The organism is Microbacterium sp., assembly GCF_035556355.1.
Classification (GTDB): domain Bacteria; phylum Actinomycetota; class Actinomycetes; order Actinomycetales; family Microbacteriaceae; genus Microbacterium.
The window spans coordinates 23,765-50,188 of the sequence record NZ_DATMFG010000057.1; the positions used below are offsets into that span (position 1 = coordinate 23,765).

26 protein-coding genes and 2 tRNA genes are annotated in these 26,424 nt (G+C 70.0%); 20 read left to right on the forward strand and 8 right to left on the reverse strand.

Translation table 11 applies throughout. The annotated features are described in order from the left end of the window. Window positions 1-3: 3 nt before the first annotated feature. Window positions 4-77 (reverse strand) — tRNA-Asp (locus tag VNR19_RS16200). A 30-nt stretch (window positions 78-107) separates the two neighbouring features. Next, window positions 108-180 (reverse strand) — tRNA-Glu (locus VNR19_RS16205). 232 nt (window positions 181-412) lie between these two features. On the opposite strand from VNR19_RS16205, the gene VNR19_RS16210 reads away from it, so the two are divergent. Further along, on the forward strand, window positions 413-1,801 hold the full coding sequence (locus VNR19_RS16210; RefSeq protein ID WP_325728308.1) for a M23 family metallopeptidase: 1,389 nt from the start codon (window positions 413-415) through the stop codon (window positions 1,799-1,801). Between the two features lie 94 nt (window positions 1,802-1,895). On the opposite strand, the gene VNR19_RS16215 is transcribed toward VNR19_RS16210, so the two are convergent. Beyond that, the gene (locus tag VNR19_RS16215; protein ID WP_325728309.1) at window positions 1,896-2,429 is read right to left on the reverse strand and encodes an inorganic diphosphatase; all 534 of its coding nucleotides are present in this window, start codon (window positions 2,427-2,429) and stop codon (window positions 1,896-1,898) included. A gap of 164 nt (window positions 2,430-2,593) precedes the next feature. On the opposite strand from VNR19_RS16215, the gene tilS reads away from it, so the two are divergent. After that, the gene (gene tilS / locus VNR19_RS16220; protein WP_325728310.1) at window positions 2,594-3,598 is read left to right on the forward strand and encodes a tRNA lysidine(34) synthetase TilS; all 1,005 of its coding nucleotides are present in this window, start codon (window positions 2,594-2,596) and stop codon (window positions 3,596-3,598) included. A 33-nt stretch (window positions 3,599-3,631) separates the two neighbouring features. Here the strand turns inward: tilS and VNR19_RS16225 are convergent, their stop codons facing one another. Next, a complete protein-coding gene (locus VNR19_RS16225; RefSeq protein ID WP_325728311.1) occupies window positions 3,632-4,162 on the reverse strand; it encodes a DUF937 domain-containing protein in 531 nt (176 codons plus the stop codon). Window positions 4,163-4,286: 124 nt separating this feature from the next. Here VNR19_RS16225 and hpt point away from each other — a divergent pair, with 124 nt between their 5' ends. The 12 genes from hpt to lysS all read left to right on the forward strand — a co-directional run bounded on the left by hpt (window position 4,287) and on the right by lysS (window position 15,741). After that, window positions 4,287-4,838, forward strand: coding sequence for a hypoxanthine phosphoribosyltransferase (gene hpt, locus VNR19_RS16230; protein WP_325728312.1), 552 nt, complete (start codon window positions 4,287-4,289; stop codon window positions 4,836-4,838). 198 nt (window positions 4,839-5,036) lie between these two features. Next, the gene (gene ftsH / locus VNR19_RS16235) at window positions 5,037-7,043 is read left to right on the forward strand and encodes an ATP-dependent zinc metalloprotease FtsH (RefSeq protein WP_325728313.1); all 2,007 of its coding nucleotides are present in this window, start codon (window positions 5,037-5,039) and stop codon (window positions 7,041-7,043) included. 10 nt (window positions 7,044-7,053) lie between these two features. Then, entirely contained in the window at window positions 7,054-7,647 is a 594-nt protein-coding gene (gene folE, locus VNR19_RS16240; protein ID WP_325728314.1) for a GTP cyclohydrolase I FolE, read from the forward strand. After that, window positions 7,644-8,486: a dihydropteroate synthase gene (gene folP, locus VNR19_RS16245; RefSeq protein ID WP_325728315.1), complete on the forward strand. Its 843-nt coding sequence runs from the start codon at window positions 7,644-7,646 to the stop codon at window positions 8,484-8,486. Before folE ends, folP begins: the two co-directional genes overlap by 4 nt. Continuing rightward, window positions 8,459-8,869: a dihydroneopterin aldolase gene (gene folB / locus VNR19_RS16250; RefSeq protein ID WP_325728316.1), complete on the forward strand. Its 411-nt coding sequence runs from the start codon at window positions 8,459-8,461 to the stop codon at window positions 8,867-8,869. The genes folP and folB overlap by 28 nt, the downstream gene beginning before the upstream one ends. Further along, window positions 8,866-9,408 carry a 2-amino-4-hydroxy-6-hydroxymethyldihydropteridine diphosphokinase gene (folK, locus tag VNR19_RS16255; protein ID WP_325728317.1) on the forward strand — a complete coding sequence of 181 codons (543 nt, stop codon included), beginning with the start codon at window positions 8,866-8,868 and terminating at the stop codon, window positions 9,406-9,408. The genes folB and folK overlap by 4 nt, the downstream gene beginning before the upstream one ends. Then, a complete protein-coding gene (locus VNR19_RS16260) occupies window positions 9,405-9,896 on the forward strand; it encodes a DUF3180 family protein (RefSeq protein WP_325728318.1) in 492 nt (163 codons plus the stop codon). Before folK ends, VNR19_RS16260 begins: the two co-directional genes overlap by 4 nt. After that, window positions 9,844-10,428, forward strand: coding sequence for a PH domain-containing protein (locus VNR19_RS16265; RefSeq protein ID WP_325728319.1), 585 nt, complete (start codon window positions 9,844-9,846; stop codon window positions 10,426-10,428). Before VNR19_RS16260 ends, VNR19_RS16265 begins: the two co-directional genes overlap by 53 nt. After that, on the forward strand, window positions 10,425-12,287 hold the full coding sequence (locus VNR19_RS16270) for a PH domain-containing protein (RefSeq protein WP_325728320.1): 1,863 nt from the start codon (window positions 10,425-10,427) through the stop codon (window positions 12,285-12,287). Before VNR19_RS16265 ends, VNR19_RS16270 begins: the two co-directional genes overlap by 4 nt. Continuing rightward, entirely contained in the window at window positions 12,284-13,021 is a 738-nt protein-coding gene (locus VNR19_RS16275; protein ID WP_325728321.1) for a Rossmann-like and DUF2520 domain-containing protein, read from the forward strand. Before VNR19_RS16270 ends, VNR19_RS16275 begins: the two co-directional genes overlap by 4 nt. Next, window positions 13,018-13,863, forward strand: coding sequence for a pantoate--beta-alanine ligase (gene panC, locus VNR19_RS16280; RefSeq protein WP_325728322.1), 846 nt, complete (start codon window positions 13,018-13,020; stop codon window positions 13,861-13,863). The genes VNR19_RS16275 and panC overlap by 4 nt, the downstream gene beginning before the upstream one ends. A gap of 351 nt (window positions 13,864-14,214) precedes the next feature. Then, complete coding sequence (gene lysS / locus VNR19_RS16285) at window positions 14,215-15,741, forward strand: lysine--tRNA ligase (protein ID WP_325728323.1); 1,527 nt, start codon at window positions 14,215-14,217, stop codon at window positions 15,739-15,741. A 2-nt stretch (window positions 15,742-15,743) separates the two neighbouring features. On the opposite strand, the gene VNR19_RS16290 is transcribed toward lysS, so the two are convergent. Together VNR19_RS16290 and VNR19_RS16295 are read right to left on the reverse strand one after the other, a co-directional pair. Beyond that, window positions 15,744-16,865: a DUF4192 family protein gene (locus tag VNR19_RS16290; protein WP_325728324.1), complete on the reverse strand. Its 1,122-nt coding sequence runs from the start codon at window positions 16,863-16,865 to the stop codon at window positions 15,744-15,746. Continuing rightward, complete coding sequence (locus tag VNR19_RS16295; RefSeq protein WP_325728325.1) at window positions 16,862-16,984, reverse strand: hypothetical protein; 123 nt, start codon at window positions 16,982-16,984, stop codon at window positions 16,862-16,864. Before VNR19_RS16295 ends, VNR19_RS16290 begins: the two co-directional genes overlap by 4 nt. On the opposite strand from VNR19_RS16295, the gene VNR19_RS16300 reads away from it, so the two are divergent. The 3 genes from VNR19_RS16300 to VNR19_RS16310 all read left to right on the forward strand — a co-directional run bounded on the left by VNR19_RS16300 (window position 16,977) and on the right by VNR19_RS16310 (window position 19,514). Continuing rightward, window positions 16,977-17,159, forward strand: coding sequence for a hypothetical protein (locus VNR19_RS16300; protein WP_325034104.1), 183 nt, complete (start codon window positions 16,977-16,979; stop codon window positions 17,157-17,159). The two genes, VNR19_RS16295 and VNR19_RS16300, sit on opposite strands and share 8 nt — an antisense overlap. 65 nt (window positions 17,160-17,224) lie before the next feature. Beyond that, the gene (cls, locus tag VNR19_RS16305) at window positions 17,225-18,691 is read left to right on the forward strand and encodes a cardiolipin synthase (protein ID WP_325728326.1); all 1,467 of its coding nucleotides are present in this window, start codon (window positions 17,225-17,227) and stop codon (window positions 18,689-18,691) included. A gap of 79 nt (window positions 18,692-18,770) precedes the next feature. Then, window positions 18,771-19,514 carry a hypothetical protein gene (locus tag VNR19_RS16310; protein WP_325728327.1) on the forward strand — a complete coding sequence of 248 codons (744 nt, stop codon included), beginning with the start codon at window positions 18,771-18,773 and terminating at the stop codon, window positions 19,512-19,514. 1 nt (window position 19,515) lies between these two features. Here the strand turns inward: VNR19_RS16310 and VNR19_RS16315 are convergent, their stop codons facing one another. Continuing rightward, the gene (locus VNR19_RS16315; protein ID WP_325728328.1) at window positions 19,516-20,481 is read right to left on the reverse strand and encodes a hypothetical protein; all 966 of its coding nucleotides are present in this window, start codon (window positions 20,479-20,481) and stop codon (window positions 19,516-19,518) included. 116 nt (window positions 20,482-20,597) lie between these two features. On the opposite strand from VNR19_RS16315, the gene rlmN reads away from it, so the two are divergent. From rlmN to VNR19_RS16330, 3 genes are all read left to right on the forward strand, one after another. Next, on the forward strand, window positions 20,598-21,869 hold the full coding sequence (gene rlmN, locus VNR19_RS16320) for a dual-specificity RNA methyltransferase RlmN (RefSeq protein WP_325728329.1): 1,272 nt from the start codon (window positions 20,598-20,600) through the stop codon (window positions 21,867-21,869). Window positions 21,870-22,067: 198 nt separating this feature from the next. Beyond that, window positions 22,068-23,801 carry an ABC transporter ATP-binding protein gene (locus tag VNR19_RS16325; protein WP_325728398.1) on the forward strand — a complete coding sequence of 578 codons (1,734 nt, stop codon included), beginning with the start codon at window positions 22,068-22,070 and terminating at the stop codon, window positions 23,799-23,801. Next, on the forward strand, window positions 23,798-25,894 hold the full coding sequence (locus VNR19_RS16330) for an ABC transporter ATP-binding protein (protein ID WP_325728330.1): 2,097 nt from the start codon (window positions 23,798-23,800) through the stop codon (window positions 25,892-25,894). The genes VNR19_RS16325 and VNR19_RS16330 overlap by 4 nt, the downstream gene beginning before the upstream one ends. A 71-nt stretch (window positions 25,895-25,965) precedes the next feature. Here VNR19_RS16330 and VNR19_RS16335 read toward each other — a convergent pair whose 3' ends face one another. Then, a complete protein-coding gene (locus VNR19_RS16335) occupies window positions 25,966-26,424 on the reverse strand; it encodes a GbsR/MarR family transcriptional regulator (protein WP_325728331.1) in 459 nt (152 codons plus the stop codon).

A 26,424-nucleotide genomic window follows, 5' to 3' on the forward strand; every position in this document is an offset into this window, starting at 1 on the left:
GAGCGACCCTGACGGGACTTGAACCCGCGACCTCCGCCGTGACAGGGCGGCACGCTAACCAACTGCGCTACAGGGCCATGCTTGTTCAGTTGTGGGTTTGGGCTGAGTGACCCCAACGGGATTCGAACCCGTGCTACCGCCGTGAAAGGGCGGCGTCCTAGGCCGCTAAACGATGGGGCCGGGTGAACCCGGGGGCTCACGCTTACCGACGATCCAGCATACGCAGGTGACCGGCGATCCGCCAAATCGAGGAGCCCGCGCTCGGGGCTCGGAAACCGACCCGCCGCAAGGAGACTGATGCGTTCTCGCTGCTCTGGGCGCAATATGGGAGGCACAGTGTGGTCCTGCCTGTTGCGCGTGTGACTGATGTTGCTAGTGTGATGTGCGTCGACGACCGCAAGGAGGGGTGCGCGTGCGGACCGAGGAGGCGTACGACGACTGCGGCTGTGCGCCCACGCCGCGTGAGCGCAGCCTGCTCTGGCCCGCGTCCGTGTCGCGGCGCGGCATGCTCGGCCTCGGGGCCCTCGGCGTCATAGCGCTGGGATCGATCGGCGGTGCATTCTCTGCTGCGCCCGCCGCCTTCGCGGCGCAGTACCCCACGTGGGAAGAGGTCGAGAAGGCGCGCGCGAACGAAGCCGCCAAGGCAGCCGAGGTCGCCAAGATCGAGGGCCTCATCCGCAACCTCGAGAACGAAGTGGCGCGCACGCAGGCTGAGGCCAAGCGCACATCCGACGAGTTCTACGAGGCGCAGCAGGCGTACTTCGAGGCCGCTCTCTACGCCGAGCAGCTGCAGGAGCAGGCCGACGCCGAGGCCGCGAAAGCCGACGAGGCGGCAGCCAAAGCAGGACGCGTCGCCGCGCAGCTGTACCGCAAGGGCGGCGACGACACGTCGCTCGAGCTCTTCTTCTCGGGCTCCGCTGCGACCGCCGACGACCTGCTCGCGCGGCTCGGCACGATGGACAAGCTCCTCGAGCGCAACCAAGCAGTGTACGCCGACGCGATCACGGCGCGCGACTCCGCGCAGAGCCTGAGCGACCAGGCCGCGGTCGCGCGCGACGAGCGCGACCGGCTGCAGAAGATCGCCGAGCAGAAGATGATCGAGGCCCAGCAGGCAGCGGATGCCGCAGAGGCCGCGCTCGCCGAGCAGCAGTCCCGAAAGGTCGAGCTCGACGCGCAGCTCGCCGCGCTCAAGGACAACACCGCGAAGACGCTCGCCGGATACAAGGCCGGAGTCGAGGCCGAGCGCAAGGCGCGTGAGGAGCGCGAGCGCCGAGCTCGTGAAGAGGCGGAGCGTCGTGCCCGCGAGCAGGCCGCGTCGAACGGTGGTGGCGGCGGCGGTGGCGGCGGTGGCGGTGGCGGCGGGGGCGGCGGTGCCGTCGTCGGCTCCGGCTGGGCACGCCCGTCGTCCGGATGGCGCAGCTCGGGATACGGCGCCCGCACCGTACAGTGCGGCAACAGCTACTGCTCGTCTGGCTTTCACTATGGTGTCGACCTTGCCGCGGGCTGCTATTCGGGCATCTTCGCCGCGTCATCCGGGCGTGTCGTGTACGCCGGCTACAACGGCGGCTACGGCAACTACATCAAGATCGACCACGGCGGGGGCATCGGCACGGGCTACGGTCACATCGCGACGGGTCACATCTACGTGCGCTACGGCCAGTGGGTCAACGCCGGCCAGCTCATCGCAGGCGAAGGCAACACCGGCAACTCGTTCGGCTGCCACCTCCACTTCGAGACGTACGTCAACGGCTCGCCGGTGAACCCGGTCGGATTCATGGCGGCGCGAGGCATCTCGGTCTGACCGCACGCCGGAGTCGTCGAGGCATAGGCCAGCGGGCGCACCGCATGGGGCCCCGACCCGGAGGCGACATAGTCGGCCCTCCTGGCGAGGTCGGTCAGATCGTCTTCGGCGCCTCGCCCGCACCCTGCGTCGCGGTCTGGCCCTCGTTCTCGTGGAAGCGGTCGAACGCCTCCGACACGAGCCGCTCGGCCTCGGCGGCGTTCGCCCACTGCTCGACCTTGACCCACTTGCCGGGCTCGAGGTCCTTGTAGTGCTCGAAGAAGTGGCCGATCTCGGACTTGGTCCACTCGTCGATGTCGTCGACGTCTTGGATGTGGTCCCACCGCGGGTCCTTCGCGAGCACCGCGACGACCTTGTCGTCGCCGCCGGCCTCATCGCTCATCTTGAGCACGCCGACCGGGCGCACCTTCGCGAGGATGCCGGGGTACAGGTCGCGATCGAGCAGCAGCAGCACGTCGAGCGGGTCGCCGTCCTCGCCGAGCGTGTCTTCGAAGAAGCCGTAGTTCGCGGGGTAGCCCATCGGGGTGAAGAGCACCCGGTCGAGGAAGACGCGGCCCGTGCCGTGGTCGACCTCGTACTTCACGCGGCTGCCGCGCGGGATCTCGATGACGGCGTCGTAAGCGCCCATGTGGTGCTCCTTCTGAAGACTGCGGGAATGCCGCGGACAAGCCTAGTCGCGGGCGTCGCGCGTGCAGAACTCCGGAGTTTTCGGCCGTTCGACGCCCCAGCGGCCCCGATTCGGCGTCGAAGAGCCCGAATCTCCGGAGTTCCGCACGGCGGTACGGTGGGCCCGTGGAACACCGACCCGGCCTCCATCCCGCCGTCGCGGAGGTGCGCCGCGCGGTGCGCCAGGCGCTCGGCGATCTCGCACCGGGCTCCGCCGTCGTCGTCGCGCTCTCAGGAGGGGCGGATTCTCTCGCGCTCGCCGCAGCCGTGGCGTTCGAGGCCCCGAGACTCGGGCATCGGGCGACGGCGGTGATCGTCGACCACGGACTGCAGGAGGGGTCGACGGATGCCGCGACCGCCGCCGCGGGCAAGGCGCGCGCCCTCGGGCTCGACGCCCGCGTCGTCCGAGTCGAGGTGGCGCGGGGTGACGGTCCCGAGGCGGCGGCCCGCGCCGCGCGGTACGAGGCGCTCGCCGCCGAAGCGCGCGCCGCCGGAGACGCCGCCGTCCTCACCGCGCACACGCTCGACGACCAGGCCGAGACCGTCCTCCTCGGGCTCGCCCGCGGGTCGGGTGCGGCGAGCCTGCAGGGCATGGCGCCCGTCTCGACCCTCGCGAACGGGGTGGCGCTTCTCCGCCCGCTCCTCGGCGTCCGCCGCGCGACGACCCGCGCCGCCTGCGCCGCGGAAGGCATCGAGCCATGGGACGACCCGCACAATCTCGACCCTCGCTTCGTGCGCGTGCGCGTGCGCGAGACGGTGCTGCCCGTCCTCGAGGAGGAGCTCGGGCCGGGGGTCGCCGAGGCGCTCGCGCGCACGGCCGAGCAGCTGCGCGAAGATGCCGAGGCATTCGCCGACATGATCGACGAGATCGTCCAAGACGTCGTCGAGCACGCCGAGGCCGGCATCTCCGTGTCGGTCGCGGCGCTCGCGGCGAACCCCGCGGCGCTGCGGAACCGCATCATCCGTCACGTCGTCGCGGCGGAGTTCGGCGAGAGCCTCACGCGCACGCAGACCGTCGAGGTCGCACGCCTCGTGACGGACTGGTCGGGTCAGGGGCCCATCGACCTTCCCGGATGCCGCGCCCACCGCGCCGGCGGACGCATCGTCTTCACCGCGAACGGGCGGCGCTGACGTCCGTCCGCACGGGCGGTGAGGCATCCGCCTCTACTTGTCGCCGCCGAAAAGGCCGCCCAGCAGCCCGCCGATGTCGAGGCCGCCGCCTTGCAGCCCTCCGCCGCCGAGCAGCCCGCCGATGACGTCGCCGATGCCGCCGCCGGAGGACCCCTGCGCCTGCGGCTCGGCCGCCGGCTGCTGCTTCTTCGCGAGGAGGCCCATCACGATGGGCGCGAGCATCGGCAGGAGCTTGCCGAAGTCGATACCCGCGGTCTGCGGCGCCTCGGTGAGGGTCTTCTTGACCGCCTGCTCCCTCTCGCCGAACACGTGCTGGAGGATCTTCTCGCCGTCCTGGGTGTCGACGCTGTCGACGTCGACGGCGTCGCCGAGGCCCTGGTGCTTCCCGAGCGCCTTCTGGATCGCTGCCGCGCCGTCGGGCGACTGCGCGTTCTTCTGCAGTCCGGCGAGGATCGCGCCCCCGCCCTGCTCGACGGCCTGCGCGGCCGTGTCCGGGTCGACCCCCAGCTTCGATGCGAGTTGATCGATGGGGATCATCGTGAGGATGTCGTCCAGTCCAGCCATCGCAGCCACCTCCGGATCGGTCCGCGGGGGCTCCGGTGCCCCCGGGCACGCGCTCAGCCTATTGACCGGGGCGACCGCCCGACAGGGTCTTCGGGATCGCCCCGGCGACTCTAGACTCGGAGCCATGCGCGCCGCCGAAGTTCAGAGTGACATCACCCAAGTCCTCGTCACCGAGGAGCAGATCCACGAGAGGCTGAAGGAGATCGCGGCGCAGGTCGATGCCGATTACGCCGACAAGGACCTCCTGCTCGTCGGCGTGCTCAAGGGCGCGATCATGGTCATGGCCGACTTCTCGCGCGCACTCAAGCGCGTCGCGCCCATCGACTGGATGGCGGTGTCGTCGTACGGCAAGGGCACGAAGTCGAGCGGCGTCGTGCAGATCCGCAAAGACCTCGACACCGACCTCACCGGCAAGCACGTGCTCATCGTCGAGGACATCATCGACTCCGGCCTCACGCTGAGCTGGCTGCTCGAGAACTTCGAGTCCCGCGGAGCGGAATCGATCGAGGTGTTCGCGCTGCTGCGCAAGCCGGATGCCGCGAAGGTCGAGGTGAAGTGCCGGTACGTGGGCTTCGACATCCCGAACGACTTCGTCGTGGGCTACGGCCTCGACTACGCGGAGCGGTACCGCAACCTTCGCGATGTCGCCGTGCTGGCGCCGCACGTCTACTCCTGACGCGCGTCTCCTCCGCATCTTCTCGCGCAGAACACGGGGTGTGAGCGGATGCCCCGGGCCCGAACGGGCGTTCAGCCCTGGGCGAATGCACAGGCCGCGCCTAGCATCGCCGCGATACCCTGAATTCCACCGTTGCCGAGGCATCCGGACGACCCGGCGGCGGATCGCCGACGAAAGGTAACGGGCCGCGCCCGAACGATGGACGTGAAGAAGATCACACGCAACCCGCTCTTCTATGTTCTGCTGATCGGGGTCTTCCTCATCGTCGGTTTCTCGCTGATCTCGACTCTCGGCGGGGCCAAGCAGATCTCGACCCAGGAGGGGCTCGAGCTGCTCAAGGGCGACACCGTGACCGAGGTGCTCAACACCGACGGGGACCAGCGCGTCGACATGACGCTGTCCAAGCCCTACGAGGGCGCGACCGAGGTGCAGTTCTACTACGTGTCGGCGCGCGCCGACGAGGTCGTGCAGGCGATCGACGCCGCCGCTCCCGAAGACGGCTTCAACGACGCGGTGCCGCGCCCGACGTGGTTCGACGGATTCCTGTCGCTCATGCTCCCGCTCCTGCTGCTGGGCGTGCTGTTCTGGTTCCTGCTCTCGTCCGCGCAGGGCGGCGGCAGCAAGGTCATGCAGTTCGGCAAGTCGCGCGCGAAGCTCGTGACGAAGGAGATGCCGCAGGTCACGTTCGCCGACGTCGCAGGTGCCGACGAGGCGATCGAGGAGCTGCAGGAGATCAAGGACTTCCTGAAGGACCCGGCGCGCTTCCAGGCGGTCGGCGCGCGCATCCCCAAGGGCGTGCTGCTGTACGGCCCTCCCGGCACAGGCAAGACGCTCCTCGCGCGCGCGGTCGCGGGCGAGGCGGGCGTGCCGTTCTATTCGATCTCCGGTTCCGACTTCGTCGAGATGTTCGTCGGCGTCGGCGCGAGCCGCGTGCGCGACCTGTTCAACCAGGCGAAGGACAACGCGCCGGCCATCATCTTCATCGACGAGATCGACGCCGTGGGGCGCCACCGCGGCGCGGGCCTCGGCGGCGGGCACGACGAGCGCGAGCAGACGCTGAACCAGATGCTCGTCGAGATGGACGGCTTCGACCCCAAGGCGAATGTCATCGTCATCGCGGCGACCAACCGCCCCGACATCCTCGACCCCGCGCTCCTGCGTCCGGGCCGCTTCGACCGGCAGATCGGCGTCGACGCGCCCGACCTCCAGGGCCGCAAGAAGATCCTCGAGGTGCACGGCCGCGGCAAGCCCCTCGCAGACGGCGTCGACCTCGAGGTCGTCGCGCGCAAGACCCCGGGCTTCACAGGCGCCGACCTCGCGAACGTCCTCAACGAGGCGGCTCTGCTCACGGCCCGCTCGAACGCGCAGCTGATCGACAACCGTGCGCTCGACGAGGCGATCGACCGCGTCATCGCGGGGCCGCAGCGGCGCACGCGGGTGATGAAGGACAAGGAGAAGCTCATCACGGCCTACCACGAGGGCGGTCACGCGCTCGCGGCGGCGGCGATGAACCACACCGACCCCGTCACGAAGGTCACGATCCTTCCGCGCGGCAAGGCCCTCGGCTACACGATGGTGCTGCCGCTCGACGACAAGTACTCCGTCACGCGAAACGAGCTTCAGGACCAGCTGACGTACGCGATGGGTGGCCGTGTCGCCGAGGAGATCGTGTTCCACGACCCGACCACGGGCGCTTCGAACGACATCGAGAAGGCGACGAACATCGCCCGCAAGATGGTGACCGAGTACGGCATGACCACCGAAGTCGGGCCGGTCAAGCTCGGCTCCGCCTCCGGCGAGATGTTCCTCGGCCGCGACATGGGCCACGGCCGCGAGTACTCCGAGAGCGTCGCCGAGCGCGTCGACCAGGAGGTGCGCGCGCTCATCGAGCAGGCACACGACGAGGCGTACGAGGTGCTCAACGCGAACCGCGAGATCCTCGACCGGCTCGCGCTCGCGCTGCTCGAGAAGGAGACTCTCGACCACATCGAGCTCGCCGACATCTTCAAGGATGTCAAGAAGCTCCCGCCACGCCCGCAGTGGCTCTCGAGCGCCCGGCGGCCGGTCTCGGCTCTGCCCCCCGTCGAGATCCCGCGACGAGAGGAGCCCGCGGGCGTGGCGGCCAGCGTCGAGGCCGAGCAGGGCACGCCCGAGAAGAAGCCGCGCCGCCGCCCGACCGGGCAGGCGCGTCCCGCGACCGCGTAGGGTCGTCGGCATGGCTGTCGACCGTGAGCGCGTCGCCGCGGCGATCCGCGAGATCCTCGACGCGATCGGCGAGGACCCGGACCGTCCGGGCCTGCGCCTGACACCCGGACGCGTCGCCGACGCCTACGCGGAGTTCTTCGCGGGCGTCCAGGCCGATCCGGCGGAGCCTCTCGCCCATACGATCTCGATCGCGCACGGGCCGGCGCCAGAGACCCAGCCGTCCGGCGCGGTGATGCTTCGCGACATCCAGTTCCGCTCCGTGTGCGAGCATCATCTGCTGCTGTTCCGCGGCAAGGCGCATGTCGCATACCTGCCGGGCGACAAGGTCGTCGGGCTCGGCGCGCTCGCGAAGGTCGTCGAGATCCTCGCCGCGCGTCCGCAGGTGCAGGAGCGCCTCGGCGAGCAGATCGCCGACACCATCTCCGAGTCGCTCGAGGCGCGCGGTGTCCTCGTCGTGCTCGAGGCGACGCACGGATGCGTGACCATGCGCGGTGAGCGCCAGCGCGAGGCGTCGACCGTGACGATCGCGGCGCGCGGCGAGTTCACCGAGCCCGTCGCGCGGGCCGAGCTCATCACCCTCATGACCACCGCGGGGCGCGAATGACGCTCATCATGGGGATCGTCAACGTGACCCCCGACTCCTTCAGCGACGGCGGCCGGTATGACGACACCGAGCGGGCGATCGCGCACGGTCTGGCGCTGTGCGCACAGGGAGCCGCCATCGTCGACATCGGGGGCGAGTCCACGCGGCCCGGTGCGGAGCGCGTGTCGCCTGAGGTGGAACGTGCACGAGTCCTCCCGGTGATCGAGGCCCTCGCGGCCGCGGGCATCACCGTGAGCGTCGACACGATGAACGCGTCGACCGCGCTCGCCGCCGTCGAGGCGGGCGCCCGCATCGTGAACGACGTGTCGGGCGGTCTCGCCGACCCCGAGATGCTCCCCGCGGTCGCCGGCACAGGAGCCGATATCGTGCTGCAGCACTGGCGCGGGGCATCCGCCGACATGTATGCGAACGCGCGCTACGACGACGTCATCCGCGAGGTCATCGACGAGCTCGTCGCGCGCATCCAGGCCGCCGCGAAGGCGGGCATCCCGCCGGCACGCATGATCATCGATCCGGGCATCGGCTTCGGCAAGCAGGGCGACCAGAACTGGGACGTGCTGCGCGGACTCGACCGCATCATCGGGGTCGGCCCGCGCGTGCTCGTGGGCACGAGCCGCAAGCGGTTCCTCGCCGAGACGCTCGGGCCCGACGAGCCTGGCGGCGACACCGTCTCCGAGCACCGCCGCGACCTCGCGACCGCCGTCACGAGCGTGCTCGCGGCCCAGGCCGGAGTGTGGGCGGTGCGCGTGCACGATGTCGGTGCGACCAAGGATGCGCTGCGGATCGCCGAAGCATGGAGGGGAGAGGACCGGTGGAAGGTCTCGACGAGATCCGCCTGACGGGTCTGCGCGTCTTCGGCCGTCACGGCGTCTACCCCGATGAGCGTCGCGATGGTCAGTGGTTCGTGATCGACTTCGCCGTCGGCGTCGACACGCGCCCCGCAGCGCGCAGCGACGACGTCGCCGACACCGTCCACTACGGAGAGCTCGCGGAGCGCGTGGCCGCGATCGTCGAGGGCGAGCCGGTCGACCTGATCGAGACGCTCGCGGCGCGCATCGCCGACGCGCTGCTCGAGCCCGCCCCGGTGCGGTCGGCCGAGGTGACGGTGCACAAGCCGGATGCTCCGATCCCGCTGACCTTCGCGGATGTGGCCGTCACCATCCGGCGCGTGAAGGGCGCGGCATCCGATTCGCCCGCCGGAGACAGAGGGGTTGCGCTGTGAGCCGCCGACTCGCCGACGGACCGCAGGGCGACGTGCCCGCACGGCACGACCGCCCGTGGGTTGAGGCTGTCGTCGCGCTCGGCGCCAACCTCGGCGACCGGAAGGCGACGCTCGAGGCGGCGGTGAAGGACCTCGCGAGGCTGCCGCTCGTCGCCGAGGTGCGCGTGGCGACGCCGATCGAGTCGGTCGCCGTCAAGCCCGAAGGCCCCGATGAGCAGGCCCCTGCCTACCTCAACTCGGTCGCGATCGTCACGACGCGGCTCGCGCCGTCGGTGCTGCTCGAGTACCTGCACCGCATCGAGGCGCGGCACGGACGCGAGCGCCGCGAGCGCTGGGGCGACCGCACCCTCGATCTCGACCTCATCTCGTACGCGGACGTGCAGTCGGCGAACCCCACTCTGACGCTGCCGCACCCGCGCGCGGCCGAGCGTGAGTTCGTGCTCGCGCCGTGGCTCGCGATCGATCCGGATGCCGAGTTGCCCGGCGTCGGTCGCGTCGACGTGCTCCTCGAGCATCTGCGAACGGGGGAAGGCTCGTGAAGCGCACGAGCGCCGGCATGCTCGTCGTGGCCGCGGTCATCGGCATCGGCGTCGGCTTCCTCATCGACCAGGTGCTGACGGCCACGGGGCGCCCGACTTTCACGCCCGCGGTGACGCTGCCGATCCTCCTGGTGCTGCTCGGTGCGGTCGTCGTCGCGCTCGCCGTGCCGATCCGGCGTGCGATCCACGGCAAGTCCGGCCAGCCGGTGAACCCGTTCCGCGCGGTGCGCATCGCGATGCTCGCGAAGGCGTCGAGCATCGTCGGCGCGGCGGTCGGGGGCATCGGCGTCGGTCTGGCGCTTTTCCTCGTCACGCGACCGGTCACGCCATCGCTAGGCTCGATGGGCACGATCCTCGCGACCGCCGCCGCGGGCGCTCTGCTGATCGGGGCCGGCCTTGTCGCCGAGCACCTGTGCATCATCCGGAAGGACGACGATGACGAACAGCCCGGAGGCGAAGACCCCGGACTCGAAGCCCACCACCATTGACGAGACTCTCGATCACGGTACGTTCGGGCGACTGATCGAGCCCAGGTCCGAGAACCGCCTCGTGCTCGAAAGCGGCACGTGGCACCAGATCTCGCCGAAGTACGTGTGGGTGCAGCTCATCTCGACCGGGTCCTTCCTGCTGATCGTGATCGCGGCGACCCTCGTTCTGACGCTCCTGATGCACCAGGTGTGGGCGTGGATCCCCGGCGGCATCCTCACGGTGATCCTCGCGTGGACGCTCGCGATCATGCCGCGCCAGGCGCGCGCGATCGGCTACCAGCTGCGCGACGACGACCTCGTCTTCCGCCGCGGCATCCTGTGGCAGCGCTTCGTCGCGGTGCCGTACGGCCGTATGCAGCTCGTCGACATCACGCACGGGCCGCTCGACCGCGGCTTCGGCATCGCGCAGCTCAAGTTCGTGACGGCCGCGGCGACGACTGGCGTCACGATCCCCGGACTCGAACAGGCGACCGCCGAGACGCTGCGCGACCACCTCATCCAGGTCGCCGAGAGCCGGCGCACGGGGCTATGACCGAACCGCAGGCCTTCACGGGCGGACCGGTCGTCGCAGGCCCCGTTCGGTCGCCGCTCAGCGACGGCGACTGGCACCGGCTGCATCCGCTCACTCCGCTGCTGCGCGGCGGCATCTTCCTGCTCGTCGTGATCGGCGTCATCGTCGCGAACCTGCGCGATCGACTGGTGTTCCTCTTCCTGCCGTGGTTCGCGCCTGACGTCGAGATCGAGGACTGGGACACGGGCGACCCGATCGACTGGATCGTCGCGAACAACCTGTACTTCCTCGCGGGCGTCGTCGTGCTCGTCGTGCTCATCCTGCTCGTCGTGCTGTTCTACCTCTCGTGGCGGTTCCACACGTTCCGCATCACCGAGGACGACGTCGAGGTGCGCAGCGGGGTGCTCTTCCGCACGCAGCGCCGCGCGCCGCTCGACCGCGTGCAGGGGGTGAACCTCGTGCGGCCGATGATCGCGCGGCTGCTCGGCATGGCGAAGCTCGAGGTCGTCGGCGCCGGCACCGACGCGAACGTGAAGCTCGAATACCTGTCGACCGCGAACGCCGAGGCGGTGCGAGCCGACATCCTGAGGCTCGCGTCGGGCCGACGACTGACGGATGCCGGGCCGGGCGGCGCCGGACCGACGGGTCCGCGCTCACGTGCGCATGCCCTCTCCGAGACGGTGAGCCGTGGGATCACCGGGCTCATCGAGGGCGATGAGGCTCCGGTCGCCGAGCCCGAGTCGGTCGTCAGCATCCCCGTCGGACGCATCATCCTGTCGCAGGTCGTGAGCATGTCGACGGTCGCGTTCATCATCGCGCTCATCGCGGTCGCCGTCGCGGCGTCGTTCGGCATCGCGTGGGTTCTCTTCGCGTACGTGCCCGCGCTCATCGGTCTCGGCGCGCTGTGGGTGCGCACGATCTTCCGTTCGCTGCGCTACTCGATCGCCCCGACGCCCGATGGAGTGCGCATCACGTTCGGCCTCCTCACCACGATCACGGAGATCGTCCCGCCCGGACGCGTCCACGCCGTCGAAGTCGAGCAGCCGATCCTGTGGCGGCCGTTCGGCTGGTGGAAGATCCGCATCAACCGTCTTTCGGGCCGCAGTGCGAGCGAGGGCAGCACGGACCAGTTCACGACGGCGCTGCCCGTGGGCACCGCCCTCGACGTCGAGCGCGTGCTGCGCCTGCTGCAGCCGACCGTCGGCGAGGACGAATGGGCCCTCATCGTGCGCGAGGGCATCAGTGGGCCGACCGAGGAGGACTCGTTCACGACGACGCCCAAGCGCGCGTGGATCATCCGACCGTTGTCGTGGCGACGGAACGGCTTCCGCCTCACCGACGACCTGCTGCTCTTGCGGCGGGGGCTCATCTGGCGCAAGCTCGCGCTCGTGCCGCTCGCCCGCATGCAGAGCTTCGGCCTGAACCAAGGTCCCGTCGACCGCGCGCTGCGCGTGGCATCCGTCCGCGCGCACGTCGTGAGCGGACCCGTCTACGCGTCGGTCGCAGCGGTCGACCGCGACCGAGCCCTCGAGCTCTTCGACGACGTCGCCCGCGCGGCGGTGCACGCCGCCGTGGTGGACCGTACACACCGGTGGGCCGAGGCAGCCGCGGCGGAGGCCGACGCCGGTGCCGTTGCAGCCGGCGGGAGCGCGACGGATGCTCCGCTGCAGCCCAGCCCGCAGTCCGAGGTCGTTCCTCCGGCCGGAGGCGCAGCTTCGCCGGTTCCCGACGCCGCGTCCGGAGCGCAGCCGGTTCCCGACGCCGCATCCGCGTCCGGAGCGCGGCCCGCGCCAGAGGCGCCGCCCGCACCTCAGGCTCCGGCTGCACCGGACACCCCCGACATCCCCGCACCCCCGCCGGCCGACGGAGAGCGCCCATGACACGCGACGGACGCCTCGGGGTCGGCGTGATCGGTGCGGGACGTGTCGGTCCCGTGCTCGCCGCCGCACTCGCCGGTGCCGGACACGCCCTCGTCGGCATCACGAAGGGCTCCGACCCCGAGCGGGTCGAGGCGCTGTTCCCCGGGCTGCCGGTGCTTGACGCCGTCGAGGTCGCGCGCCGCGCGGAACTCGTCGTGGTGGCGGTGCCGCACGACCAGCTTCCCGACCTCGTGAGCGGCCTCGCCGATGTCGGCGCGTGGCAGCCTGGGCAGCTCGTGCTGCACACGGACCCCGCGTTCGGCACCGACGTCCTCGCGCCCGCGGTCGCCCAGGGAGCGATACCGCTCGCGCTGCATCCGGCCATCGCCTTCACCGGGACATCGATGGACCTGCGCCAGCTCTCGGGCGCGTACGCGGCCGTGACCGCGCCGGTGCCCGTGCTGCCCATCGCGCAGGCGCTCGCGGTCGAGCTCGGGTGCGAGCCGGTCGTGATCGCCGAGTCCGATCGCGCCGCCTATGGCGAGGCGATCGCGACGGCGACGGCATTCTCGCGCTCGATCGTCGCGCAGTCGATGTCGCTGCTCTCGGAGGCCGGGGTCTCCGACCCCGGGTCGTACCTCCGCACACTCGTGCACTCGACGATCGACCACGCCCTCTCGGACGGGGCGGCCGCCGACACGGGGCTCGCCGGTGGCGGTCTTGCGGGCGGACCCGCCGATAGCATCGACGGATGATCACGACCATCGACGGACTGCGCACCCGACTGGCCCAGGCCAGAGCCGCAGCCGGCGAAGGGGCCCGTGTCGCGCTCGTCTCGACCATCGGCTCCCTGCACGACGGCCACATCGACCTCGTCCACACGGCACGCGAGTCCGCCGACATCGTCGTCGTCTCGATCTTCGTCAACCCGCTGCGGTTCGCGACGGTCGCCGAGTTCGAGGGGTACCCGCGCACGCCCGATGAGGACGAAGCGCTCCTGCACTCGCTCGGCGTCGACGTCGTCTTCGCGCCGACGCGAGACGAGCTGCTGCCGCCGGGCTCGGCGACGAAGGTGGGCGCCGGCGACCTCGGGCTCCGATACGAGGGGCGTTCGCGACCTTTCTACTTCGATGGCCTCCTGACGGTCGAGGCCAAGCTGCTCAACCTCGTGCGACCCGACATCGCGGTGTACGGTCTGCGCGACCGCCAGCGGGTGTTCCTCGTCAAGCGCATGATCCGCGACCTCTTCTTCGACGTCGAGGTCGTCGAAGTCGATACGGTCCGCGGCGATGACGGCCTTCCCGTGTCGACCCGCGTCGGCATGCTCGACGACGCCGACCTCGCGGCGGCCGCCAAGCTGCCGCGGGCGCTCGACGCCGCGGCCTCCAACGCCGATCGCGGTGTGGATGCCTGCATCGCCGCCGCGCAGTCCGCCCTCATGGGGGAGCCGCGCATCACGCTCGAGTACTTGAGCGTGGTGGATCCCGACTCGTTCCTCCCCGTCGACGAAGGACACGAGGGTCGCGCGATCGCGTTGATCGCGGCGACCGTGGCCGGTCACCGGTTCGTCGACAACGCCGAGATCTACATCCACTGAGCGTTCGGCGCGCTCGCCGCGCCCAGCCGCGCGCGTCGCGAGCAGCTGGGCGCGGGAGTCGAGCGCGCCGTTGCGCCCGCTCGGTCCGCTGCGGCTACGAGCCCTTGCGAACCCGGACCATGCCCTCCTGGGCCTTCGCCCGCTTCTGTTCGCGCTTCTCCTTGAGCGACATCTTCGCGGGCTTCTTCTGCTGCTGCTTCGCCATGTCGTCCTCGCTTCCCCTATCACAGTTGGCGATTGCCCGAGACCATAGCCCACTTCCGACGGGAAGTCACATCCGTGTGATTCGCCCGCATCGGGCGTGCAGGAGGCCGTCGATAGACTTGAGGGTCCGCCTTCTGAGGAGCCCCCATGACCGACGCCAACGCGCAGAACGACGCGCCCGCCGAGCCGACCGAAGAAGAGGTCTTCGAACAGAAGGCCGTCCGGCTGGGCAAGCGCGAGCGACTGATCGCGGAGCGTGCGGATGCCGCGGGCGGCGCCTACCCGGTGGCCGTGCCGATCACCGACACGATCCCCGACCTGCGCAAGCGCTTCGGCGACCTCGAGGCCGGCGCCGAGACCGGGGTGATCGCGGCGGTCTCGGGTCGCGTCGTCTTCAGCCGCAACACCGGCAAGCTGTGCTTCGCATCGCTGCAGGCCGGTGACGGCAGCCGCATCCAGGCGATGGTGTCGCTCGCGGTCGTGGGCGAGGAGTCGCTCCAGCGGTGGAAGGAGCTCGTCGACCTCGGCGACCACGTCTTCGTCAAGGGCGAGGTCGTCTCGAGTCGCCGCGGCGAGCTGTCGATCATGGTCTCGGAGTGGGCGATCGCCTCGAAGGCGATCCTGCCTCTGCCGAACATGTACCGCGAGCTCAGCGAAGAGAGCCGCGTTCGCAGTCGGTATCTCGACCTCATCGTGCGCGAGCGTGCGCGCGAGACCGTGGTCGCGCGCGCAAAGGTCAACGCGAGCCTGCGCGAGACGTTCGCGAAGCACGGCTTCCTCGAGGTCGAGACCCCGATGCTGCAGGTGCAGCCGGGCGGCGCATCCGCTCGCCCCTTCATCACGCACTCGAACGCGTTCGACGCCGACCTCTACCTGCGCATCGCCCCGGAGCTCTACCTCAAGCGGGCCGTCGTCGGCGGCATCGAGCGGGTCTTCGAGATCAACCGCAACTTCCGCAACGAGGGCGCCGACTCGACGCACAGCCCCGAGTTCGCGATGCTCGAGGCGTACCAGGCGTACACCGACTACAACGGCATCGCCGACCTCACGCAGGAGCTCGTCCAGAACGCGGCGATCGCGGTCACCGGCTCGACGACGGTCACGCTGGCCGACGGCACCGAGTACGACCTGGGCGGTCAATGGGACCGCCTTCCGATGTACGACTCTCTGTCGGATGCCGCGGGCCGCCGCATCACGCCCGAGACGCCGTTCGACGAGCTCGTCGCGCTCGCGGAGGCCGAGGGCCTCGAGCTGCCGCCGCATCCGATCCACGGCAAGCTCGTCGAGGAGCTCTGGGAGCACTTCGTGAAGCCCTCGCTCACCCGCCCGACGTTCGTGATGGACTTCCCGCTCGACACGAGTCCGCTCGTGCGCGAGCACCGTTCGATCCCCGGCGTCGTCGAGAAGTGGGACCTCTACACGCGCGGGTTCGAGCTCGCGACGGGGTACTCCGAGCTCGTCGACCCGATCATCCAGCGCGAGCGCTTCGTCGAGCAGGCGAAGCTCGCGGCGAGGGGCGATCTCGAGGCGATGCGCATCGACGAGGAGTTCCTGCGCGCGCTCGAGCACGGCATGCCGCCCACCGGCGGCATGGGCATGGGCATCGACCGGCTGCTCATGGCGCTCACGGGGCTCGGCATCCGCGAGACGATCCTGTTCCCCCTCGTGAAGTGACCTCACGGGCGTGAGAACGCCCAGTCGGGCAGGTGGTTCGCCGTCACGAACGACAGGACGATCTCGGCCAGCCCGTGCTCGGGCTCGATCTCGACGGCCCGCTTCGCGTACGACGCCGCGTGGGTCGATCGGCCCGCCGCCCACGACAGCCACGCGCACACGGCGAGCGGCCCTGCCCGGTGCGACGCCGGCGCGAGGGCGGCCACCGCACGGATCACCGCGAGCGCATCGAGCAGGCGACGCGGCTCGGGCTGAGCGCCCTCGCCCCACATGATCTGCGCGAGCTCGGCCGGGTACGGCTCGCCCTTCTCCCAGCGCAGCTGCGCGGCGAGCGCCTCGTCGCCGCGCTCGGGTCCGGCGGTCCACCCGACGAGGGCGATGTCGCGCAGCGCGGGTCGCGAGAGGCACCACGCCGCGGTCGCGACGTCGAACGGCTCGAGCCGCGTCGCGTCCCACGCGAGCATCCTCTCGAAGAGCGTCGGCAGGTCGTCGAGCGCCACCGCGGCGTCGAGCGCCCGCGGATCGACGCGCTCCGTCTCGTCGAGCGCCGCGTCCGAGCACAGCAAGACGACGGCGCCGGCGAGCGCCTCGAGCGCGGACTCCACCGCCGCGGCATCCGTGTCATCGACCTCGGGAAGGTCACTGCCGGACCACTGGTCGCCGTCGGGCTCGGCGAGCTGCTCGGCGCCGAACGGGTCGACCTCGAGCTCGGCGAGCGACCGCGGCGACAGCTCGGGTCGCACGAACGAGCCCCATCCATCGGATGCGACGCACAGCGCGTCGACGATCCGCAGCCCGCACGCGTCGGCCTTCGACACCAGTGCGCGCGCCAGCTCATCGCGCGGCGGGGTGCCGTCGGCGTCGAACGGCGCATCGTCGAACACCACGAGCGCGACGGATTCGGCGGACTCCACGCGGCACACCATGCCCACGCACGTCGCCGCGTACGCCTCGACGTCGTCGGCGTCGGCATCCGGCAGGTCGAAGCGCATCGCGCCGAGCGTGCGCGTGCGCGTGAACGGCACGAGCACGAGGCTTCGCCGCGGACGGAAGCCGAGCATGCGGGGGAGCAGGGACAGGAACTCCGCGGCACTGCCGGCGGTGATGATCGTCGTCGTGGTCATACGCCGACGATCCCCGAGCCGGCGGGCACGGCATCCGCGATCGCGTCGGCGTGGGCGAAGGTCGTGACCGGGGCGGGGCTGTGCAGGAGGCGTCGCCGGTATCCTTGGTCTGTGGACAACTACTGGCTCGCCGTGATCTGGTCGCTGCTGCCGACCGTCGTGGTCAGCGCCATCTTCTTCTTCGTCCTGCGCAGCGTGGTCCGCGCCGACCGCAACGAGCGTCGCGAGTACGCGCGCATCGAGGCCGAGGAGCGCGCGAAGCGCGGACTTCCGCCCGTCGCCGACGCGAAGTGAGCCTCTCCGGCCCGTGAGGGTCCCTCCCACTACGCTGGTGATCTCGGCTGGGGGAAGGGGGATCTGTGATCAGCATCACGTTCGACGCGAGCTGGTGGCTGATCATCGTCTTCGTCTTCGACCTCGCGATCCGCATCGCGGCGATCATCGTCGTGCCGCGCAACCGTCGTCCGACGGCGGCGATGGCATGGCTGCTCGCGATCTACTTCATCCCGCTGATCGGCGTCTTCCTGTTCCTGCTGATCGGCAACCCGCGACTGCCGCGCAAGCGCCGGCTCAAACAGGAGCGCATCAACGCGTACATCCGCGAGACGAGCGCCTCACTCGAGCTCGGGTCGCTGCGGCCCGGTCAGCCCGACTGGTTCACGTCGATGGTGACCCTGAACCGCAAGCTCGGCGCGATGCCGATCACGGGCGACAACGCCGCGCACCTCATCTCCGACTACCAGTCGAGCCTCGACGCGATGGCCGAGGAGATCCGCACCGCCCAGAAGTACGTGCATGTCGAGTTCTACATCTTCCAGTCCGACGCCTCGACCGACAACCTGTTCCGGGCGTTGGAGGAGGCCTGCGCACGCGGCGTGACCGTGCGGGTGCTGCTGGACCATTGGGCGAACCGCGGCAAGCCGTTCTACAAGGAGACGCTCAAGCGCCTCGACCGCATGGGCGCCCAGTGGCGGCTCATGCTCCCCGTGCAGCCGCTCAAGGGCAAGTACCAGCGTCCCGACCTGCGCAACCACCGCAAGCTCCTCGTGGTCGACGGCGCGGTCGCCTTCATGGGGTCGCAGAACGTGACCGACTCGACCTACAACCTCAAGAAGAACATCCGCCGAGGGCTCCACTGGGTCGACCTCATGGTGCGCCTCGAGGGGCCGGTCGTGGCATCCGTCAACGCCGTTTTCCTCTCGGACTGGTACAGCGAGACCGACGAAGTGCTCACCGACGAGATCGACCTGTTCGACGTGAAGTCCGGACCCGGCGACCTCGACTGCCAGATCGTGCCGTCGGGGCCGGGATTCGAGTTCGAGAACAACCTGCGCCTGTTCGCGGGGCTCATGTACTACGCGCAGCGCAAGGTCATCATCGTGAGCCCGTACTTCGTGCCCGACGAGGCGCTCCTGCTCGCGATCACGACGGCGTGCCACCGCGGGCTCGACGTGCAGCTGTTCGTGTCGGAAGAGGGCGACCAGGCGATGGTCTACCACGCGCAGCGCAGCTACTACGAGACGCTGCTGCGAGCGGGCGTGCGCATCTGGATGTACCGCAAGCCGTTCATCCTGCACTCCAAGTCCATGACGATCGACGACGAGGTCGCGATCATCGGGTCGAGCAACATGGACATGCGCTCGTTCGGTCTCAACATGGAGATCTCGATGCTCGTGCGCGGCACCGAGTTCATCGACGAGATGCGCGAGGTCGAGCAGGAGTACCGCGACCTCAGCCGCGAGCTCACGATCGAGGAGTGGGAGAAGCAGCCGCTGCGCTCGACCGTCCTCGACAACCTCGCACGGCTCACGTCCGCTCTGCAGTGACGGATGCCGCGGCATCCGCGTTATCGAGCCGTGATCGGACTCCCTGGCGACGCTCGGCCGGCTCCGGGATGATCGAGGCATGTCGTCGACTCGCCGTGTGACCCTCGCCGCCGCCACCCTGCTGTTCGCCGCCCTGCTCGGCGGGTGCGCCACGAATCCCGGCGCGGTGACCCCGTCGCCGGCCGACCAGTCCGCGGGAGAATCGCCCGCGAACGGGTCGGGGTCGGACGGTGACATCGAGGCCGCGTGGCTCGACGGCGGCCGCATGGTCGGCATCGTGACGCAGGGATCGTCGACGTGCGTGCCGGTGGCCGACGACGTCGAGCTGGCGGACGGCGTGCTGACCGTGACGCTCGTCGTGCCCGGCGACCGCGCCCAGCCGTGCACGCGCGACCTCGTTCCGCGTGTGACGCTCGTCGGCCTGCCCGAGCCCGTCGACCCGTCGGCCGGCCTGCGCATCGTCGCGAAGGGGGAGGGGCTCGATGAGGACACCGACCTGGACGGCGTCGACCTGCCGATGCCCGACGGCCCGACCGACTACCAGCCGACCGCCGGGTGGACCGACGAGGACGGCCAGTTCGTGATCCTGACGTGGGGCTCGTCGTCGTGCCCGCCGGTGATCGAGGACGTTCAAGCGACCGGCGAGGCCGAGGTCACCGTCACGTTCCAGGAGCCTCCCGCCGACCAGGTCTGCACGATGGACATCGGGCCGCGCGGCAACGTCGCCCAGGTCGAGGGTCTCGACGACGACTCCGACGTGGAGCTCGTGCTCATCGGAGGGGGGCCGGAGTTCGACGGCATCCGCATCCCGATCGTCGGCTGAGTCAGCGCGGCTGGGGCGTGTCGCCGATCATGACGATGACGGCGTTCGTCCCGCCCCACCAGAAGCCGAGCCGTTGCCCGGGCGTCATCTCCCGGGGTCGCTCGTCCGCCGGGATCCACGCGTAGGGGATCGGTACGACCAGCGCGCTCTCGCTGCGCAGCACGGCCGGCACGCAGCGCCCGCGTGCGCGGTCCTCGCGCTCGACGACGACGCAGTGCTCGCGCTGGAGCGCGCCATCGGCGCCGGCGATCCACACCCTCCAGCCGTAGTACTCGCCGAGCGGCTCGACCCATTGCACCGTGCCGCTCGTGGGGATCTCCGGCGCGTCCGAGTCGGGCAGATCCACGAAGCTGCCGAACGACCCGTCGAGAGGGATTCGCAGCAGGATCTTCGACGTGAGATCCCGTGTGAACGAGTACGCCTCGGGGGCTTCCACGTAGTCGACGTCGGTCGCGGGACCCGCATCGCGCAGGAGGTTCTGCACGATGCTCGAGCCGATCACGGCGGCGGCCACGACGGCGACCGCGATTCCGGCCACGATCAGCGTGCGGCGACGCGAGCCCTTCGACTGGGCTGCTTCGAGGGGCTGAGCAGGCGAACCGGGTGAACGGGACGACCCGGGTGACCCCGACGAACCGGATGCCTCGCCCCCGCCTTCTCCCGAGCGGTCCCGCTCCGCCGCCGATGTCTCGGCCGGCCGCGCGAGCACCTGCACGCCCGCGGAGCCCGCGTCGACCGGGGCGGTCGTGTCGCCCGTGGCCTGGGCGTCGTACGTCGCGCCGCCAGCCGGAGCATCCGCCACCGGCCCCGCGTCGTTCGCGGCGTGAGCGGCTTGCGCGTGCTCGGCGCGCACCCTGTCTTCGAGCTCGATCAGGCGTGCCAGCTCGTCCGCTCCGAGGGTCTCTGCCGCGGGACCGTACGCCCGGCGCCTCAGCGCGTCGAGCTCGGCCCGCTCCGCGACATCCATCTCACCGCTCCCCGCTCCGCCCGTCGAGTATCACGGTAGACCCGGCGCGACGCGTGCGGGAGTGCGCGTTCGGGCCGACCAGGTTTCGCGCAGGCGCGTCGCCTACCCTGGAATCCATGACTTCGTCGCGCCCGCCTGCCCGTGAGACGCGTCCGGCGACCCCGCGGGTGCGAGAGGCGACCCAGGTGCGTCCGACCACCGAGGGGTGGACGCAGCAGAAGGACGCCGAGGGCCGCCCGCTGCTGCAGTTCGCGAGCCCGAAGCGCGGCAAGCCTCCCGTGCACCTCGCCGACCTCACACCCGCCGAGCGCATCGCGAAGGTGAAGGAGCTCGGTATGCCCGGGTTCCGCGCGAAGCAGCTCGAGAAGCACTACTTCACGCATTGGACCCACGATCCGGCCGATATGACCGATCTTCCCGCGGCGGGTCGCGAGGAGTTCGTGCACGGCATGCTCCCGCCGCTGCTGACCGAGGTGCGGCGCCTCGAGACGGACCGCGGCGACACGATCAAGTTCCTGTGGAAGCTGCACGACGGAGCCCTCGTCGAGTCGGTGCTCATGCGGTATCCGGGGCGCATCACGCTGTGCGTGTCGTCACAGGCCGGATGCGGCATGAACTGCCCCTTCTGCGCGACGGGCCAGGCGGGCCTCACGCGCAACATGTCGGCGGCCGAGATCATCGAGCAGGTCGTGCGCGCGAACCGTCTCATCGCGGACGGGGGACTGGGCGATCCGCGACGCGTCGGCCACAAGGGCGAGCGCGTCACGAACATCGTGTTCATGGGCATGGGGGAGCCGCTCGCGAACTACGCGCGCGTCATGCAGGCCGTGCGCGTCATGGTCGACAAGGAGCACGGGCTCGGCATGAGCGCGCGCGGGATCACCGTATCGACCGTCGGCCTCGTGCCGGCGATCACGAAGCTCGCGAACGAGGACATCCCGGTGACCTTCGCGCTGTCGCTGCACGCGCCCGACGACGAGCTGCGCGACGAGCTCATCCCCGTGAACTCGCGCTGGAAGGTCGATGAGGCGCTCGATGCCGCGCGCGCGTACTTCGACAAGACCGGCCGCCGCGTCTCGATCGAGTACGCCCTCATCAAGGACATGAACGACCACGCGTGGCGCGCCGACCTCCTCGCGGAGAAGCTCAACGCGCGCGGCCGCGGGTGGGTGCACGTCAACCCGATCCCGCTCAACCCGACGCCGGGATCGATCTGGACCGCGTCCGAGCGCGACGTGCAGGACGAGTTCGTGCGCCGCCTCAACGACGCCGGCATCCCCACCACGCTCCGCGACACGCGCGGCAAGGAGATCGACGGTGCCTGCGGGCAGCTCGTCGCCACCGAGGACGACGAGCGCGTCGCCGCGGAGACGCCGCTCGAGGCGTGATGACGGCGTAACGCGATATATCGTGTTACCTGAGCTCGGATGCCGCGGCCGAGGCATCCGCTGCTGAATCGTTTCGCCCTCGGTGAACGCACCTGATGAATGTCTGGAGTGCGTGCCAGGGTTGATCCCGCATCCCTTCAACTCGTGCCCCCTCTGCGGGGCTACGCCGTCTTCCCCTCGCCGCCCCCGGGAGTCATCGTGCTGGCCAAGCTCCTCGTCCGTTACCTCAAGCCCTCCGTGTGGCTGCTGCTCGGCGTGCTGCTGTTCCAGTTCGCTTCCGCGCTCGCGATGCTTTACCTCCCGAGCCTCAACGCCGACATCATCGACAACGGCCTGTCGCGCGGCGACACCGAATACATCTGGCGCACCGGCGTCCTCATGCTCACCGTCTCGCTCGGGCAGATCGTCGCGTCGGTCATCGCGACCTACCTCGCGGCGAAGGCCGCCATGCGCGCCGGACGCGATCTGCGCGACGACATCTTCGCGCGGGTCTCGGGCTTCTCCGAGCGCGAGGTGACGGGCTTCGGCGCGGGCTCGCTCATCACGCGCAACACCAACGACGTGCAGCAGGTGCAGATGCTCGCGATGATGGCGGCGACCTTCCTCGTCTCGGCGCCGCTGCTCGCGATCGGCGGCATCATCCTCGCGATCGAGCAGAGCGTGAGCCTGTCGTGGATCATCGCGGTCGCGGTGCCCGTGCTGCTGGTCGTCGCGGCGCTCATCATCAGCCGCATGGTGCCGCTGTTCCGCACCTACCAGCTGAAGCTCGACGCCGTGAACCGCGTGATGCGCGAGCAGCTCACCGGCATCCGCGTCATCCGAGCCTTCGTGCGCGAGCCCATCGAAGAGGAGCGCTTCCGCGCGGCGAACACCGACATCATGGTCGTCGGCCGCAAGGTCGGCTCGCTGTTCGTCGTGCTGTTCCCGGCGATCATGCTGATCCTCAACGTCACCGTCGTCGGAGTGATCTGGTTCGGCGGCATCCAGGTCGACGCGGGCGAGGTGCAGATCGGCACGCTCTTCGCGTTCATGCAGTACGTCATGATCATCCTGTCGGGCGTCATGATGGCGAGCTTCATGACGCTGATGATCCCGCGCGCATCCGTGTCGGCAGAGCGCATCGGCGAGGTGCTCGACTCGCAGAGCACGCTCGAGCGTCCCGTGAACGGCGTGGCCGAGCAGCCCGAGCCGGGCGCGGTCGAGTTCCGCGACGTGACCTTCACGTACCCCGGCGCCGAGCATCCGATCCTGTCGGGCGTGAGCTTCCGTGCCGAGCCCGGCCAGACCGTGGCGATCGTCGGCTCGACCGGCGCCGGCAAGACGACGCTCGTGTCGCTCATCCCACGGCTGTTCGATGTCACGGGTGGCGCGGTGCTCGTCGGCGGCGTCGACGTGCGCCAGGCCGACCTCGACGCGCTGTGGAGCACGATCGGCCTCGTTCCTCAGCGGCCCTTCCTCTTCTCGGGTACGGTCGCGACCAACCTGCGGTTCGGTCGCGAGGAGGCGACGGATGCCGAGCTGTGGCGCGCGCTCGAGATCGCGCAGGCGAGCGACTTCGTGAGCCAGATGGAGGGCGGCCTCGACGCGCGCATCGCGCAGGGCGGCACCAACGTGTCGGGGGGCCAGCGGCAGCGACTCGCGATCGCCCGTGCGATCGTGCACAACCCGCGCGTGCTCGTGTTCGACGACTCGTTCTCGGCACTCGACCTCACGACGGATGCGCGACTGAGGCAGGCGCTGTGGAGAGAGCTGCCCGACGTCACGAAGATCGTCGTCGCGCAGCGCGTCTCGACGATCACCGACGCGGATCGCATCGTCGTGCTCGACGACGGCGGCGTCGTCGGACTCGGCACGCATGACGAGCTGCTCGAGACGTGCCAGACCTACCAGGAGATCGTCGAATCCCAGCTCGGAGTGGAGGCGGCTCGATGAGCACCGACAAGACAGCCACCCGCCGCGGCCGCGGCGCCGAGCGCGAGCTCACCGAAGAGGAGAAGCTCGAGCTCGAGCTCGCCGAACAGGCCCGCTTGGCCGCCGACGACTGGAGCGGCGGCGTCGCGCCCGGCAAGCCCGCCCACTTCTGGCCCTCGTTCCGCCGGCTCATCGGCCTGCTCAAGCCGCACGCATGGGCGTTCGGCTTCGTGTCGCTCCTCGGCGCGATCGGCGTCGTGCTCGCCGTGCTGTCGCCGAAGGTGCTCGGTGAGGCGACGAACATCCTGTTCGAGGGCGTCGTCTCGTCGCTGGCGCCCGCGGGCGCGACGAAGGAGCAGGTCGTCCAGGGCCTCATCGACGCCGGCCAGCAGGACCTCGCGAACATCGTCGAGGCGATGCAGAACTTCGTGCCCGGCGCCGGCGTGGACTTCCTCGCGCTGAGCCGCGTGCTGCTGCTCGTGCTGGCGCTGTACTTCGCGTCGTCGCTGCTGATGTGGCTGCAGGGCTACGTCATCAACGTGATCATGGTGCGCACGATGTGGCGTCTGCGCGAGCAGGTCGAGGCGAAGATCAACAGCCTGCCGCTGCGCTACTTCGACCGCGTGCAGCGCGGCGAGGTGATCTCGCGTGTGACGAACGACATCGACAACATCACGCAGATGATGCAGCAGTCGCTCTCGGGCGCGCTCACGAGCGTGCTGACCGTGGTCGGCGTGCTCATCATGATGCTGTCGATCTCGTGGCAGCTCACGCTCGTCGTGCTCGTGAGCTTCCCGCTCATGGGCATCCTGTTCGGCGTCATCGGTCCGCGCTCGCAGAAGGCGTTCGGCATCCAGTGGCGCAAGGTGGGGCGCCTCAACGCGCGCGTCGAGGAGTCCTTCTCGGGGCACGCGCTCGTCAAGGTGTTCGGTCGCGAGCAGGCCGCTCGCGAGGCTTTCCGAGAAGAGAACGAAGAGCTCTACCAGGCCTCGTTCAAAGCCCAGTTCCTCGCGAACATCATGCAGCCCGCGATGATGTTCATCGGCAACCTCACGTACGTGGGCATCGCGGTGTTCGGCGCGCTCATGGTCGCCGGCGGCCAGCTGCGGCTCGGCGATGTGCAGGCGTTCATCCAGTACTCGCAGCAATTCACGCAGCCGCTCGCACAGCTCGGTGGGATGGCCGCGGTCGTCCAGTCGGGCACGGCATCCGCCGAGCGCGTGTTCCAGTTCCTCGACGAGCAGGAGCAGGAGCCGGATGCCCCCGACGCCCCTGTCCCGGTGGAGGGCGACGGGACGATCGAGTTCCAGAACGTGTCGTTCTCCTACTCGCCCGACCGGCCGCTCATCCACGACCTGTCGTTCCGGGTCGAGCCGGGCCAGACCGTCGCGATCGTGGGGCCGACGGGTGCCGGCAAGACGACGCTCGTGAACCTCATCATGCGGTTCTACGAGCTCGACAGCGGCCGCATCCTCCTCAACGGGCAGAACATCGCCGAGCTCACCCGACGCGACATCCGGGCCAAGACGGGCATGGTGCTGCAGGACCCGTGGCTGTTCGCCGGCACGATCCGCGAGAACATCCGCTACGGGCGCGCCGACGCCACCGACGAGGAGATCCTCGAGGCCGCGCGGGCGACGTACGTCGACCGGTTCGTGCACTCTCTGCCCGACGGCTACGACACGCTGCTCGACGAAGACGCGTCGAACATCTCGGCGGGCGAGCGGCAGCTCATCACGATCGCGCGCGCGTTCGTCGCGCAGCCGTCCGTGCTGATCCTCGACGAGGCGACCAGCTCGGTCGACACGCGCACCGAGCTCCTGCTGCAGCACGCCATGGCGGCGCTGCGGAAGGGACGTACGTCGTTCGTGATCGCACATCGCCTCTCCACGATCCGCGACGCCGACCTCATCCTCGTGATGGAGAACGGCGGAATCGTCGAGAAGGGCACGCACGACGAGCTCATCGCCGCCGAGGGCGCGTACTACCGGCTGTACAACTCGCAGTTCGAGCAGGCCGTCATCGACCTCGACGAGGAGTTCCGCGTCGAGGCCGAGGAGGCGACCGCCCGCGCCGAGGGCGAGCCGGCCGACGAGACCGCGTCGGTCAACTGACCCCGCCGGCGGTGGGTCTGCCGTGAGGCCCACCGCCGGCGTCGGCGGCGTTCGGGCTCAAGGCCGGCGCATCAGCGTCGGCGGCTCTCCCACTCCTCGACGAGTTCGGGCATGCGTTCGGCGAGGTACCGAAGGAACGCGGCCATGTCGCGTGCGCGCGACACGGATGCCGGGGCATCCGTGTTCTCGTCCGCGATCGCGTCGAGGAACTCGCCGAGCTTCGCATACAGCGGTGCATTCGCGACGACCATCGAACGCCACCCGTCGTCCATGAGGTCGTAGCGCGCGAGGCGATCGCCGGGCTTCGAGAGCCTCTGGATGATGCGCATCGACTGCAGGTACCGCACGGCCCCCGAGACCGCGGCGGCCGACACCCCGAGTCGATCGGCGAGCTCCGCGGCGGTGTAGCCCTCGTCCGGGGATCCGACCAGCGCCATCATGACCCGCGCCGGCATCCGCGGCATACCGGCCGCGGCCAGCATGGCCGCGCCCTGCTCGGCGGCGTCGATCCCCGCGTGCTCGTCGCTCAT